The sequence below is a fragment of the Streptomyces sp. 5-10 genome (assembly GCF_014712245.1).
GTDB lineage: Bacteria > Actinomycetota > Actinomycetes > Streptomycetales > Streptomycetaceae > Streptomyces > Streptomyces violaceusniger.
This window is the reverse complement of record NZ_JACVYG010000008.1, coordinates 23,885-37,541: the sequence shown is the minus strand read 5'-3', so window position 1 is coordinate 37,541 and position 13,657 is coordinate 23,885. Positions and strand designations below refer to the sequence as shown.

Annotated in this window: 13 protein-coding genes; 4 read left to right on the top strand and 9 right to left on the bottom strand. The window is 71.5% G+C overall.

Annotation, left to right across the window (positions count from 1 at the left end):
- Window positions 1-5 precede the first annotated feature (5 nt).
- Window positions 6-866, top strand: a complete 861-nt coding sequence (locus IEJ02_RS12625) for a COG4705 family protein (protein ID WP_191064924.1) — start codon at window positions 6-8, stop codon at window positions 864-866.
- A 177-nt stretch (window positions 867-1,043) separates the two neighbouring features.
- Here the strand turns inward: IEJ02_RS12625 and IEJ02_RS12620 are convergent, their stop codons facing one another.
- The 3 genes from IEJ02_RS12620 to IEJ02_RS12610 are packed head-to-tail and all read right to left on the bottom strand — an operon-like array spanning window position 1,044 to window position 4,387.
- Window positions 1,044-2,435 carry a sensor histidine kinase gene (locus IEJ02_RS12620; RefSeq protein ID WP_191064923.1) on the bottom strand — a complete coding sequence of 464 codons (1,392 nt, stop codon included), beginning with the start codon at window positions 2,433-2,435 and terminating at the stop codon, window positions 1,044-1,046.
- Window positions 2,432-3,094, bottom strand: a complete 663-nt coding sequence (locus IEJ02_RS12615) for a response regulator transcription factor (protein WP_191064922.1) — start codon at window positions 3,092-3,094, stop codon at window positions 2,432-2,434. Before IEJ02_RS12615 ends, IEJ02_RS12620 begins: the two co-directional genes overlap by 4 nt.
- Window positions 3,095-3,112: 18 nt before the next feature.
- On the bottom strand, window positions 3,113-4,387 hold the full coding sequence (locus IEJ02_RS12610) for an AbrB family transcriptional regulator (RefSeq protein WP_191064921.1): 1,275 nt from the start codon (window positions 4,385-4,387) through the stop codon (window positions 3,113-3,115).
- Between the two features lie 237 nt (window positions 4,388-4,624).
- On the opposite strand from IEJ02_RS12610, the gene IEJ02_RS12605 reads away from it, so the two are divergent.
- Together IEJ02_RS12605 and IEJ02_RS12600 are read left to right on the top strand one after the other, a co-directional pair.
- A complete protein-coding gene (locus IEJ02_RS12605) occupies window positions 4,625-5,302 on the top strand; it encodes a response regulator transcription factor (protein ID WP_191064920.1) in 678 nt (225 codons plus the stop codon).
- Window positions 5,303-6,754 carry a sensor histidine kinase gene (locus IEJ02_RS12600; RefSeq protein ID WP_191064919.1) on the top strand — a complete coding sequence of 484 codons (1,452 nt, stop codon included), beginning with the start codon at window positions 5,303-5,305 and terminating at the stop codon, window positions 6,752-6,754.
- A gap of 190 nt (window positions 6,755-6,944) precedes the next feature.
- Here IEJ02_RS12600 and IEJ02_RS12595 read toward each other — a convergent pair whose 3' ends face one another.
- Entirely contained in the window at window positions 6,945-7,730 is a 786-nt protein-coding gene (locus IEJ02_RS12595; protein ID WP_275558956.1) for an ABC transporter permease, read from the bottom strand.
- Window positions 7,731-7,970: 240 nt separating this feature from the next.
- On the opposite strand from IEJ02_RS12595, the gene IEJ02_RS12590 reads away from it, so the two are divergent.
- Complete coding sequence (locus IEJ02_RS12590; protein ID WP_191064917.1) at window positions 7,971-9,080, top strand: methyltransferase; 1,110 nt, start codon at window positions 7,971-7,973, stop codon at window positions 9,078-9,080.
- Window positions 9,081-9,095: 15 nt separating this feature from the next.
- Here the strand turns inward: IEJ02_RS12590 and IEJ02_RS12585 are convergent, their stop codons facing one another.
- From IEJ02_RS12585 to IEJ02_RS12565, 5 genes are all read right to left on the bottom strand, one after another.
- A complete protein-coding gene (locus tag IEJ02_RS12585) occupies window positions 9,096-9,713 on the bottom strand; it encodes a TetR/AcrR family transcriptional regulator (RefSeq protein ID WP_191064916.1) in 618 nt (205 codons plus the stop codon).
- 96 nt (window positions 9,714-9,809) lie between these two features.
- Window positions 9,810-10,457, bottom strand: coding sequence for a hypothetical protein (locus tag IEJ02_RS12580; protein WP_191064915.1), 648 nt, complete (start codon window positions 10,455-10,457; stop codon window positions 9,810-9,812).
- 67 nt (window positions 10,458-10,524) lie between these two features.
- The gene (locus IEJ02_RS12575; protein WP_191064914.1) at window positions 10,525-10,839 is read right to left on the bottom strand and encodes a DUF4387 domain-containing protein; all 315 of its coding nucleotides are present in this window, start codon (window positions 10,837-10,839) and stop codon (window positions 10,525-10,527) included.
- A gap of 4 nt (window positions 10,840-10,843) precedes the next feature.
- Window positions 10,844-12,223, bottom strand: coding sequence for an acyclic terpene utilization AtuA family protein (locus IEJ02_RS12570; protein ID WP_223863725.1), 1,380 nt, complete (start codon window positions 12,221-12,223; stop codon window positions 10,844-10,846).
- 53 nt (window positions 12,224-12,276) lie between these two features.
- The gene (locus IEJ02_RS12565) at window positions 12,277-13,611 is read right to left on the bottom strand and encodes an MFS transporter (protein WP_191064913.1); all 1,335 of its coding nucleotides are present in this window, start codon (window positions 13,609-13,611) and stop codon (window positions 12,277-12,279) included.
- Window positions 13,612-13,657 lie beyond the last annotated feature (46 nt).

Below are 13,657 nucleotides of genomic sequence, written 5' to 3'. Positions count from 1 at the left end.
GCGCCATGACCTACGAGACATCTGAGCCCCTGCCGACCCCAACGGCCGACGCGCCGCCCGCCCCGGCCGACGCGCCGCCCACCCGGTCGCGTCACCGACGGCACTGGAACAAGGTTCCCGAAGTAACCCTCTACTTCTGGGTCATCAAGGTGCTGTGCACGACGGTCGGCGAAACCGCGGCCGACCTGCTGAACGAGAAGGCCGGGCTCGGCCTGACGGGTGTATCGGCCCTGATGACCGCGGTACTGGCGGCGGTGCTGGTGGCGCAGTTCCGCACCAGCGGCTACCGCGCGGGCGTGTACTGGCCGGTCGTCGCCCTGATCAGCGTCGTCGGCACGCTGATCAGCGACAACCTGACCGACAACATGGGCGTACCGCTGGAGGCGAGTACGGCGGTGTTCGCGATCGTCCTGGCGGTCGTGTTCGTCGTCTGGTACCGGCGGGAGCGGACACTGTCCATCCACACCATCGACTCCACGAGCCGTGAATCCTTCTACTGGCTGGCGGTGCTGTTCACCTTCGCCTTGGGAACCGCGGCCGGTGATCTGGTCTCCGAGCGGATGAACCTCGGGTACTGGCTGTCCGCGGCGCTGTTCGCCCTGGCCATCGCCGCCGTCGCGGTCGCTCACTTCGCCCTCGGTCTCGACGCGGTGTGGAGCTTCTGGATCGCCTACATCCTCACCCGCCCGCTCGGCGCCTCGATCGGCGACTATCTCTCCCAGCCGACCGGCGACGGGGGCCTCGGCCTGGGCACGGTCGTGACCAGTGTCCTTTTCCTGGCGGTCATTCTCGGCCTGGTCGTGTTCCTTGCGGTGACGCGCAAGGACGTCACCGAACCGGAGCGAGTCGCCCGGCAGACGGCCTGAGCCCCGGCAGGCGTTCAGGATGCGTTCAGGCCGCGGCTGACAGGCTCGTACACCACCGCCCCGCGCGGTCGGTCCATCGCACAAGGGCGCCCGGCCCCTTCGGCGCGGGCGAAGTCTCCCCCGATCATGTGCGGGAGCGCCGGACCGCCGGTCCGCCGAGCGCGGAGCGGGAGCCGGTCACCCAGCGGGCAGGGTGACGGTGAAGCGCGCCCCGGGCGCGTGCCCGGCGTCGTAGGACACCTCGCCGCCCGCGGAGCGGGCCAGGCGGCGCGCGAGGGGCAGGCCGAGGCCCGCGCCGTGGTGACCGTCGCCGGGGTCGGCGCGCCGCCCCGGCTGGAAGAGCTGGCCGACGAACGCCTCCGGTACGCCCGGCCCGTCGTCGGTGATGTCGATGACCACGGTGCCGGGTGTGCGCCGCCCGGACACGGTGACGGTGGAACGTGCGTAGCGGACGGCGTTGGCGAGCAGCGGGCTGACGATGCGTTCCAGGAAGGCGGGTGCCACTCCTGCCTCGAGTTGCCCGTTCCCGGCCTCCACCACGGCGTTCACCTGGGCCGGTGTGTCCAGGCGCCGGGCCATGCGGCGCAGCACGGGTATGACATCGGCCGTGCCGGGGGCCGTCGAGGTGTCCACCGCGTTGTCGCGGGCGTCGAGCAGGAGCGTGTCGCAGATGGTGCGCATGGACTGGGCGGCCTCGTCGATCACCTCGTGAGTGGCGCGGGTCTCCGCGGCCGAGCGGGGCCGGGACCGCCACCAGTCGAGTTCGGCGATGATCCGGGTGAGTGGCGTCCGCAGCTCGTGGGACAGCTCCCCCGTCAGCTGCTGCTCATGGCGCAGCACGGCACGTATGCGGTCCAGCAACGCGTCCAGCGAGGTGCCCAGACGGGCCAGTTCGACCGGGCCTGACCCGGTGTTGAAGCGTGTCTCGGAGGTCACGGCACTCCACTGGGTGGCCTGGTCGGTCATCGTCCGCACCGGGCGCAGGGCCCGGCCGACCGCGAGACGTGTCAGCACGTAGGCGCAGACGAGCATCACCGCGTCCAGGATCAGCGACCCCCACAGCAGGGTGTCGGCCGAACTCCGGTACGGGGCGAGGTCGAGGGCCGTGACGACGGTGGCCGCGGCATCGCCACCGTTCACGGGCCGGGCGCACAGGCGGACGGACCGATGGCCCTCGGCGGGGACGGTCGCGCAGTCGGGGGCACCCCGTGCGGCGAGCCGGTCGGCGGTCCGGGTGAGAGGGCCGCTCTCCGAGGTGGCGGGCGGCTTTTCCAGCAGGCGCTTCCCGGCGTAGATCCACACGTTCGTGTCCAGCAGCTGGTCGTTGGCGGTCTCCAGGACGCGCACCCGTGGACCGCTGGTGTCGACGGTCGCGGCGACGGCGGTCGCCCGGGCCCGCAGCTCGTCGTCCGCCTGGTGCCGCAGGTGTCGTTCCACCGCGGTGTTGAACACCACCGTCAACACCGTGACCAGCAGCGCGGCGGTGGTCAGCGCGACGAGCGAGAGCCGTCCGCGCAGGGTACGGGGAGCCGGCGCGCGAAGCACCGGTCGGTGCCGGGCCGATCTCATGACAGGCGGTGCCCGATCCCGCGCGCGGTGGCGATGGTCAGGCCGCTGCCCGTCTCCCGGAGCTTGCGGCGCAGCCTGGTCAGATACTGGTCCAAGGTGTTGTCACTGACCTGTCCGCCCTCGGGCCAGCCCGCCCTGACCAGATCACGGCGGCGCACCAGGTCCCCGTCCGCGGCGACGAGCGTGGCCAACAGCCGGAACTCCGTCGGGGACAGGGCGACCCGGGTGCCGTGCACCGTCGCGCTGTGCCGGACCGCGTCCAGGACCAGGCCCCCGACCGAGGCGGCCGGCGGGGGCGTGGCCCGCTTGAGCGCCGCCCGCAGCCGGGCGGCGAGCTCGGCGAGGTGGAACGGCTTCGGCAGGTAGTCGTCGCCCCCGGCCGAGAAGCCGGACAGCCGGTCGGTGAGGTGGTGCCGTGCGGTCAGGAAGACGACCGGCGCGTGGAACCCGCCCGCGCGCATGGCCTGGCATACGTCCCGTCCGTCCGCGTCGGGCAGCCCGATGTCCAGGACGACCGCGGCGATGTCGGGGGTGACCAGGCGCAGGGCGGTGGCGCCGTCGGTGGCCGGGACGGAATCGAAGCCTTCGTCGTACAGACCGCGCCGGAGCACATCACGCAGGGCGTGATCATCCTCGACGATCAGGATCTTGCGGCGCATGGTCCTCCGAAGGTCCGACTACACGCGTGTAGGAGGTCGACTCACTGTAGACGACCACGGGGCGGGGATCGTTCCGAGCGCCGCGGTGGTCTCCGATACGCCGACGGGCTTCGACCACCGCGACGCCAGCATGCGGGTGATCATGGGCGTGACCAGGATGACCACCAGGAGCCGCAGGCTCTGCACGGTCGACACCAGCGCGACGTCCGCGTGGGAGGAGACCGCGGTGGCGAGGACCGCGTTGATTCCCCCGGGCGTCGTGGCGAGGTAGGCGTCAGTGACCGGAGTGCCCGTCACCCCGGCGAAGACCCACGCCAGCCCGGCGCAGCCGAGGCAGACGACCACCATGCAGACCAGGATCGAGGGCAGCAGGCGCCGCATGCTGCGAAGCGTCTGTCGGGTGAACCGTAGGCCCACGTCGAGGCCGACGAGGACGAAGACGGCGTTCTGGCCCACCCCGACGGGCGCGAAGCCGGGCACGACGCCGCTGAGCGTCGCGACCAGGGCGACCAGCATCGGCCCGATCAGCAGTGGCGTGGGCACCCGCAGTCGCCGACCGGCCCAGGAGCCCGCGACGGCGATGGTGGCGAGCGTGAACAACCCCGTGAGCTGGTCCGACCCGGCGACAACGTGGAGGAGACCGGATCCGGCGCCGCCGCCCGCGGCCGGGTGACCGCCCGCCGCCGAGGACGCGGAGATCATCCAGTGGGCCGCGAGTGGGGCGGTGGTGGCGACGAGACCGACCCGTAGGTACTGGGTGAAGGCGACGAGCCGTACATCGGCCTTCAGCTCATCGGCGCAGGTGACGATCGCGGCCGAACCGCCGGGCACCATGCCGAGGACGGCGCTGGGCCGGCTGATGCGGCCACCGCGGGCCAGAAACCAGGCGACCAGGAGGCTCAGCGCGATGGTGGCCGCGGTGACCACGGTCAGCGGCAGCGCGACCGGCGCGGCGGAGACGAGGGCGGACGGGGTGAGATAGCTGCCCATGAGGGCGCCGACCACCGCCTGCGAGACCCGGTTGGCCGGCGCCGGGAGCCGGTCGCGGACCACTCCGCACAACGCCAGGAGGGCGCCGACCAGCAGCGAGGACAGCAGGTAGGGGGCGGGAACGCCGGAGGCGTCCGCCGCGAGGCCCGCGGCGTAACCCCCGGCGATGATCAGAGCCCAGCGTCCGGTGGGAGCTGGGCGGGAGAAGCGGGGTGCGGAGGTGCGCGGGGCGGGCTTCGGCGCGGAACCGGCGCTGGAGGACGGACGTTCGTCCCCGCGCCGCGGCGCGGAAGTCAAGGCCACGATGGGCGCCTTTCGTCGGATGGTGCGCGTCCTGGGGACCTGACGCCTGGGTGAACCAGGCACTCTCCAACTGTGTCCGGTACGGCCTGTGCGGACGCTGAGAGCGCTGAGTGAGCGCTGAGGGGATCCTGAGAGCCCGCTGAGAGACGCGCGGCCGACCTGCGATCCGGCCTCTAGACTCGCAACCGAGGATCAGTCTTCCGGTCGACCGTCGGTACCGTCATGAGGTGAGGCCGCGTGCGCGTGCTGGTTGTCGAGGACGAGCAGAACATCGCCGCCGCCGTGGAGCGCGGACTGCGCGCCGAGGGGTTCGACGTGGACATCGCCGGGGACGGCACGAAGGCCCTCGGTCTGATCAGGTGCAACGACTACGCCGTGATCGTGCTCGACCTGATGCTGCCGGGCCGCAACGGCTATGACGTCTGCCGGACCCTGCGCGCGGCGGGCATCACCACCCCCGTTCTGATTCTCACGGCCAAGGACGGGGAGTACGACGAAGCGGACGCCCTCGACCTCGGCGCGGACGACTACCTGACGAAGCCGTTCTCGTTCGTGGTGCTCCTGGCCCGGATCCGCGCACTGCTGCGCCGCAGCGCCCCACAGCGGTCACCGGTACTCCGTGCGGGTGATCTCTGGCTGGATCCGGCCGCCCACCGGTGCGGTCGCGGCGACGAGCGTCTGGACCTGACGCCGCGCGAGTTCGGACTGCTGGAGTTCATGCTGCGCCACCCCGACACGGTGGTGAGCAAGACGGATCTGCTCGCGCAGGTCTGGGACGCCTGGTTCGAGGGCGACCCCAACATCGTCGAGGTCTACGTCGGCTACCTCCGACGCAAGATCGACATCCCCTTCGGCCGGTCCGCCATCGAGACCGTGCGCGGCATCGGCTACCGGCTGGACCCCAAGGGCGGCTGAATGTCCCGACGCCTCCCCCTCGGGCGTCCGGCCTTCCGCCGGGTGCGGCGACTGACCCGGAAGACGAGCCTGCGAACCCGGGTCACCCTGTGGGCCACGACGGTCGTCGCGATCGCGATGGTCGCGGCCGGCCTCGGCCTGCTGTTCGGTCTCCAGCACTCCATGTGGCGCGACCGGGACAGCACCGGCCGCCAGCGGCTGTCCGACGTCACGTCCCTCGTCCGGCACGACCGGCTGGGTTCCCTCATCCCCTCCAGCGGCGGGGACGACGATGTCGTCGAGGTGCTCGACCACCACGGGAAGGTGCGGGCCAGCTCCGACTTCGACACGCGCCCGGGCAGCCCCAGCGGCTTCCCGAACCCCCTCCCCCCGCGGGTGCTCGCCGGGCATCCCACCACCCTCCATGACCTCGGCGTCGGCGACGGGGGCGACTTCCGCGTACTGGCCCGGCCGATCCGCGTCGACGGCCGGCCCGCCACCATCGTCGTGGGGGTCTCCCTGGCCCAGGCCGAGCACACCCTGTCCAGCCTGACCACCGGCCTGGCGATCGGAGTGCCCGCGCTGACCGCGCTGGTGGCGTGGACGATCTCGCTCACCGCCGGCCGCACCCTGCGCCCGGTGGAAACGCTGCGCCGCCAGGCCGCCGAGATCACCGCGACCGATCTGCACCGCCGCCTGGACCTGCCCGCCTGCCAGGACGAGGTCCACGCGCTCGGCGTCACCCTCAACGACATGCTCACCCGCCTCGACGACGCCTCCGTCGCGCAGCGCCGTTTCGTCGCCGACGCCGCGCACGAACTGCGCAGCCCGCTGACGGCCCTGCGGGCCCAGCTCGAGGTCATGTCCAGCTACCCCGACCCCGACCGGGACCCGCAGATGGCCGCCACCCTGCTGGAGGACACGGTACGGCTGCACGATCTGGTCGAGGGGCTGCTGGCACTGGCCCGCAGTGAAGACCCCGCCCGGCCGCGATCGCAGGCCGCGCGCGTCATCGACCTGGACGAGGTGGTCCTGGCCGAGGTCCGCAGGCAGCACTCCCTGGCCAGGGCGGACATCGACGCCCGGCGGGTCTCCGGCGGGCGGGTGCGGGGCGACGCCGAGGCACTGCGCTGCGTCATACGCAACCTGCTGGACAACGCCCGCCGCCACGCCGGACACCAGGTACGGGTGGCCCTGAGCGAACGCGGAGGCACCGTCGAGCTCACCGTCAGCGACGACGGATCGGGCATCCCGGACGCGGACCGGCTACGCGTCTTCGAGCGCTTCACCCGGCTCGACGAGGCACGGTCCCGCGAGGCCGGCGGCTCGGGCCTCGGCCTCGCCATCGTCGGCAAGGTCGTCACCGCGCACGGCGGCACCGTCCACGCCGAGAAGGACCCCGCGCCGGAGGCCGGCGGCCTCGGCGGGGCGCGCCTGGTGGTCCGTCTGCCGGCCGTACCGTCCTCCGGCTGATCCGCCGAGCCCACGCGCCTCCGACTACGGGTCCGTGGTCTCAGCGCGTCGGGCGAAGTCCGCTACGGTTCGGCAGCGCCCCGAAGGGGCGCGGAGCTGTGTCGAGGTGCGGCTCCGCCGCGCGGGCGCGACCAGCCACGACGGCGCCGCAGACGGCCGACGACGCATCGCGGCACTTCCAGCGGAGCGCTTAGTCGGCATGCGCTCCAGGACGGAACAGGCGGTGCCGAGCGATGAGCTCGACGGTCACCGCGACGGCAATGGCCTGGACCGCCATCAGGGCGATCAGGACGAACAGCTGAACGGCCCCGGCCATCAGCGGGCTCGCCCCGCCCAGGAGCATGCCCACGAACGCCCCGGGAAGCGTCACCAGCCCGACCGTGCGTGTCTGGTCCAGCCCCGGCAGCAACGCGTCGGACGCGGCCGGCCGTGCGATCTCCATGCGCGCGTCCCGGTCGAGCAGACCCAGAGCCATCGCCGCTTCGACCTCGCCACGCCGAAGTTCCAGCTCATCGAGGGCGCGTCGGCCCGCGAGCACCGTCACCGTCAGGGCGCCGCCGATGAGGATGCCACTGATGGGGATGAGGACGAGGCCCTTCGCGGGAACGAGTCCCGTCAGCAGCAGAGCGGCCACCGTGGGGACGACGCCGGCGGCGATCGGTGCGGCGGTCAGCCACCAGGTGTGGTTGCTCGTCAGCCGGCGGCCCGCCGTGCGCGTGGCGACGCCGAACATCACGACCAGGAACGCGGCCAGCCCCGCCACGTTGGTGACGGCCCAGGTGAGACACAAGGACACGGCGGCGAGCTGCGCCGCCGCGCGCACGCCCGCGACCACGATCTCCCGGGGTCGGTTGACGGAGTGGCCGGGAGACAGACGGAACACGTAGGCGACGCCCGCGGCCACGGCGAGCAGCAGCACCAGCAGCACGCCGAGGGTGAGGTTGACCGGCAGTAGGGATCTCGCGCTCAGCGTCACGTGCCTCACCGTCATTGCCACCAGTACGGGAATTATGTCACCCGGACTGATGGCGACCAGGATCTCGCCCTCTCGCTCATCGGATGCGAGGAGGCGAACACCGTCCGCCCCTCCGCCGCGAGCCCCGTCAGCAGATCGACCCCCGGGAGCATCCATGTGCGGGGCGGTCGCGGAAGCGATGGTGCGATACGGTTTAGCGGTAGTCGTATTACCGTGAATTCCCAACCCCTGGAGAGGCCCATGCCCCCCGCGCCCACTCCCCCGCAGGCCGACGCGGCAACGGCCCCCGCCACGACGGCACCCGAGGCGTCCGCGTCCAAGGTGTCCGCATCGGAGGCGTTCACGTCCGGGCAGTCCATGGAGATGCTGCGCCTGCTGTCCGGTTTCCAGCAGTCCCAGGCGCTGTACGCGCTGGCCAAGCTCGGTGTGGCCACGGCGCTGCACGACGGCCCGATGACCGTCGGGGAGTTGGCGAAGGCCACGGAGACGGACGCCGACGCGCTGGGGCGGCTGCTGCACATCCTCTCCGGTATCGGGGTGGTGACCCATCGCGGTGAGCACGGCTTCGCGCTCACCCCGCTCGGCTCCACACTGGTGGCGGATGTGCCCGGTTCGGTGCGCGATATGGCGATCATGTGGATGGAGACGCACTACGCGCCCTTCTCCGAGCTGGTCACCACCGTCCGTACGGGCACCCCGGCGGCCACGGCGCACTTCGGGCAGTCCTTCGCGGAGTGGCTGGGCACCCACCCGGAGCACCTGCCCGTGATGGCGTCGGCGATGGCCAACCTGACGTACGGCCCCAAGGACGCGGCACTGGCCGGCTACCGGCTCCCGCCCGGCGAGGTGGTCGCCGACATCGGCGGCGCCGACGGCTCCGTGCTGGCCCGGCTGCTGGCCGACGAACCCGGTCGACGCGGCATCGTCTTCGACATGGAGCACGTGGTCTCCACCGCACACGCGCGGCTGGCCGGCCAGGGGTTGGCCGACCGCATCGAGGTACGGGCCGGTGACTTCTTCGAGGGCGTACCGGCCGCCGACGTCTACCTGCTGTCCACCGTGCTGCACGACTGGGACGACGTGTCGTGTGGGCGCATCCTGGGCCGGATCGCGGAGGCGGCGCCCCACGGCGCCCGGCTGGTGGTGGTCGAGACGGTGCTCTCGGAGGGCGATGAGCCGCATCCGAGCAAGCTGCTCGACTTGACCATGCTCGGCATGGTGTCGGGCCACGAGCGCCGGGAGACGGAGTTCGCGGCGCTGTTCGCCGGTGCCGGATTCACCCTCGACCGGCGCGTCCCGGGGCCCGTGGACAGCCCGTTCGCCATCTTGGAGGCCACGCTCACGCGGTGAGCGGGGCGGCCGCGCTCACCCGGTGAGCAGGGCGGCCGCGGTCCGGTCCCGCAGCCACCGCTCGGCGGTGTCCCAGTCCCAGCCGTTCTCCCGCACCAGCACGCGCCAGGACGACAGACCGAGGTAGTACCAGAGCACATCCGTCGCGCCCGCCACGTCGAGCCCCTCCCGCAGGGCGCCCAGCGCGGCGATCCGGTCGGCGGTGGTCCGCAGCGCGTCACGGAATCGCTCCTGGGCGAAGCGCAGCAGCTCGGCGGCGTACGCGTCGACCGAGGCCGCGTCGAGGAGGATCTCAACGACCTCCGCGTGCTTCTCGCTGTCGCGGCGGATGCCCTCGACGGCGTACACCACGACGTCGAGGGCATTGTCGGCCTCCGCGATCCGCGCCAGGGTCTGTTCGGCGATGGGGTCCTCGACGCCCACGGTGACCAGGTCGCGCAGAATCTGCGGCTTGCCGCCGGTGCTGGTGTAGACGGTGTTGGTGCCGACCCGGGCCGCGGCGGCGATCCGGGTGACCGTGGTGGCCACGTAGCCGTGGGTGGCGAAGAGCTCCCTGGCGGCATCGAGAATCGACTGCCGGGTCGCGGCAGCGGCCTCCGCGCGGCGGGGCGAGTGGTAGCGGCGACCTGGCATGTGCCGACCGTAGCAAGTGCGCAGGCGACCGTAGCAAGGTCGCGGGCGGGATCCCAGCCGCTGCCCGGCGGCGGGTCAACCGCCGATACCGTGACGTCAGCCGACGGAGAGACCCAGATTGGTCACGTACCAGCGGCCTTCCACGACACCGGCCTCGATCCTGACACCGACCTGGTCCTCCTCCACTCCGGTGGAGTGCGACAGGACGATGGCCTTCAATGTCTGACCGTCCACGGTGATCTGCTCACCGTCGACCGTCGCCTTCTTGTCCGCGACCGGGACCTCGGCGACCTTGACCACCGGGGGATTCTTCGGCTGGTCGGGCGTGAACGAGGTGTGCAGGCGATGGATTTGTTCCTTGATCTGTTGTGCTTCCGGCCCCTTGCCCGCGCACATCGCTTCGGTGCCGTGCTTCGCGGGAGACCCGTCGGTGGCCGGTGTCGCCATGACCGAGCAGGCATCCTTGGGACGGTCCTGGACGACCGCGGTCACCCACGTGGCCACCACCCCCCGCGCCGTCGACTGATCACCCGACCGCCCCTTCGGGGACGGGGTGGTTCCGGCGGCCGGGGTCGAACCCTTCTCGTCCTTCGAGCCCTTCGCGTCCTGCGTGGCCTTCGGGTCCTTGGTCTTCGTCGAGTCCGCCGAACACCCCGCGAGGAACGGCACCGCGGCCATCACACATATGCCGACGATCCAGCCGACAGCATTCTTCTTCGACCTGGTCATTCCCACTTCGCTCACGCTTCCTCGGTAGTTCCTCATGGTCCAACCCTGCCGGTACTCCCGCCGAGGGAGTGGTCGTTCCGCGTTATGTCTGGGCGATTTCCATGTCCATGAGCGGGGCGTACTGCTGGCCGGCGTAACAGTCGGTGTCGTGCGGACCGCCCTGGACGGTCGGGCGTGGCAGGGAGACCTTGACGGCGAGGGCGGAGGGGTGGTTGACGACGAGGATCCGGTCGGGGTCGGCGCCGTAGAGGGTGGCGAAGAGGTGCTTGTCGAGGAAGCCGGTGGCCACGAGGGCGTCGTAGGCGGCCTGGTCGTGACACATGAAGTCGAAGGTGAGGGTGAAGGGGCCGGCGTTCTTCGAACGGACCAGGGAGCAGTAGTCGAGAAGGGTGGTCATGGGGTTACAGCTCCTCGGTGACGGTGCGGAACAGCTCGGTGGGGGTGACGCCGGTGGCGACGTGGTTGAGGGTGAAGCGGTACAGGGCTCCGCGGTCCATCTCGGGCGGGGAGTAGGGATAGGCGAGGGTGGAGACCAGGCCGTCGTACTCGGCGATGGGCAGGTGGCTGCTGGCGTGGGCGACGAACGTGGCGATGGCGTGGGCGGTCTCCTGGTCGGGTGCGGTGACGGTGATCAGGACGCCGAGTTCGCGGGGGGTGAGCGGATCGGGTTCACTGCCGGTGAGGACGGCTCCGGCGCCGTAGAGGCGATAGTCGATGTCGATGTCGGCGGGGTCGACCCGGCCGTTGAAGACGTCGACGATCTTGTCGTGGAAGTACCGCTCGGCCACCGGCAGGAGCTTGGGGAGGGCGTCGATGACGACGCGGTCGCGCACGCCGCCGATGATGACGGTCTGGTAGCCGACGAGTTCGGCGCCCTCGAGCTTGTTGGTGTAGCCGTCGGCCGGGATGTAGCGGGCGCCGCGGACGCGGACGGTTCGCTCGTCGACCGCCTCGTAGCTCGCCCCGCTGGTGTCCAGCACACCTGAGGGTTCGGCGATGTGATACGGGTCGGCGTTCTCGTACAGGGTGTGCGCGGCGACCGACCGGGGGGTCAGCCGGGTACCGGTGGCCAGCGTGGTGACGTCGAAGTGGTCGTCCCGCAACGTGGCGAGCAGGCCGTTGGCGGACGGCGGGATGGCGCAGGCGGCGCCGCACTCGATGGTCTTGGCCATGTGCCAGGTCAGGCCCGGGTCGGCACCGCGCATATGGGGCAGAGCGGCGAACAGGGCGGTGTCGCTGGCGCGGCCGGCGAGGACGATGTCACAGCCGTCCCGGAGGGCTTCCTGAAGGGGCTCGACGCCCATCATCGCGACGGTGTGACCGCGCTGGAACAACTCCCGGTCGATCTCCGGCGCGTTCGCGAGGGGCTGGATCCGGCCCGCGTCGTAGAGGTCCTGAAGGCGCTGGACGGGCTGGTCGGAGTAGATCAGGCCGAGCTTGGCGTGCAGGTCTTCTTCCGCGGCGATGGTGCGGGCGAGGGAGGCGACCCAGTCGACTCCCGCGTCGCGGCCTGAGGTGCCGCAGGAGCCGATGATCAGCGGCACGCCGAGCTCGTCCCGGGCCCTCATGAGCAGCCGCAGGTCGCGGGTGACCGCCTGGGCGGACAGCTTCGGGGTGCCCGAGCCGAGGGCGGCGGGGCCGGAGTCGGTGGAGCCGGCGTCGCAGGCGATCACGTCCGGGCGGGCGGCGAGCCCGCGCGCGAGCGCGTCGGCGTCGAATCCGGCACCGAGCGCGCCGGTGGGGGCCAGGATGCGGAGTTCCATGAGGGTGGTGCCTTTCATCGTGCTCATCGTGCCGGGGCGGAAAACATGACCGTGGGCGGACGCGTGAGGCGTCAGGCGGTGGCGCCGTCTGGGGCGCGTCGGGCCAGGCGGGTGAAGACGAGGAAGGTGACGCCGGCGGCGACGGCGGCGTTCAGGAACATGCAGCGCCAACTGGTCAGGTCGACCGTGGTGCCGAGGATGGCCGGGCCCAACGCCATGCCGGACGCCGAGGCGATGGTGTAGAGAGCGGTGTAGGTGCCCAGCACCTTCTGCGTCGGCGCGAGGTTCCACAGCGCGACCAGCGCGTTGACCGCGAACGCCGCGTACCCGAGGGAGGAGAGCACCATCGCCGTGACGGTGCCCGGGGCGGTGGGGACGGCGAAGCCGACGAGGACTCCGACGATGAACAGGACGACGCCGTACCGCACCGCGCGCAGCTGCCCGAACCGGTTCGAGGCGTAGGCGATCGGCACCACGGCCATCAGGAACGCGACCGCGCCCGGGAGGGTGAGGCCGCCTGCCTCACCGCGGGTCAGGCCGAGGACCTGTGTGCCGTACGGGGTCATCAGCGAGCGCAGCGCCGACCACATGCCGGCGAAGCAGAAGATGCCGATCATCAGCAGCGGCGTCGGGCTGGACGGGGAACGCAGCGCGTCCCTCAGCACCGCCCATGGAGAGCCGAACTCCCGCGCCCCGTCGACCGCCTCCCCGACGGCCGCCTCCCCGTCGGCCGTCTCCTCGACGGCCGTCTCCTCGACGGGCATGACGGCGTCGGCGTGGCGGCGGCCGAGGAAGGCCCAGGACAGACCGAGCACGACCAGCATCAGCAGCGGGGGGATCGCGAAGGCGAGACGGAGGGACCGGTCGACGACGAGGAGGCTGATCAGGGAAGAGACGACGATGGTCAGACTGACGCCGGCCTTGATGAAGCCCTGGGCCTTGCTCCGGGCGGACGGGGCGACGTAGTCCGACACAAGAGTCTCGGTGACGCCCTTGAAGGCGTTGGCGATCGCGGCGAAGCCGACCACGCACACCATCAGCGCCGGCAGGTTCGTCGCCCAGGGAATGAGGATGAACGGCGCGGTGGCGAGTACGGCGCCGACCAGGACGATCGGCCACCGGCCGGTGCGGCGGCGGGCGAGCTTGTCGGAGAGGAACCCGACGGACGGCTGGGTGAAGATGCCCCAGGAGTGGTCCAGGCCCATGATCAGCCCGATCACACCCGCGGAGCCGAAGTAGTGCCGCAACTGCTCGGGGACCTGCGCGTCGTAGAAGTTCCAGACCGCTTCCTGAGCGAACACGGCGAGGGTCACCCAGAGCACCGCGCCGCGATTCATGCGCTCGCCCACTGCCGGGCGGGGCGGCGTCGTGGCCGTGTCGGAGGCGGGCGGGGAATCGAGCGTCATGAGGTGGCGACTCCTGTGCTACATGCTATAGCAAGTGGGGAGGGGA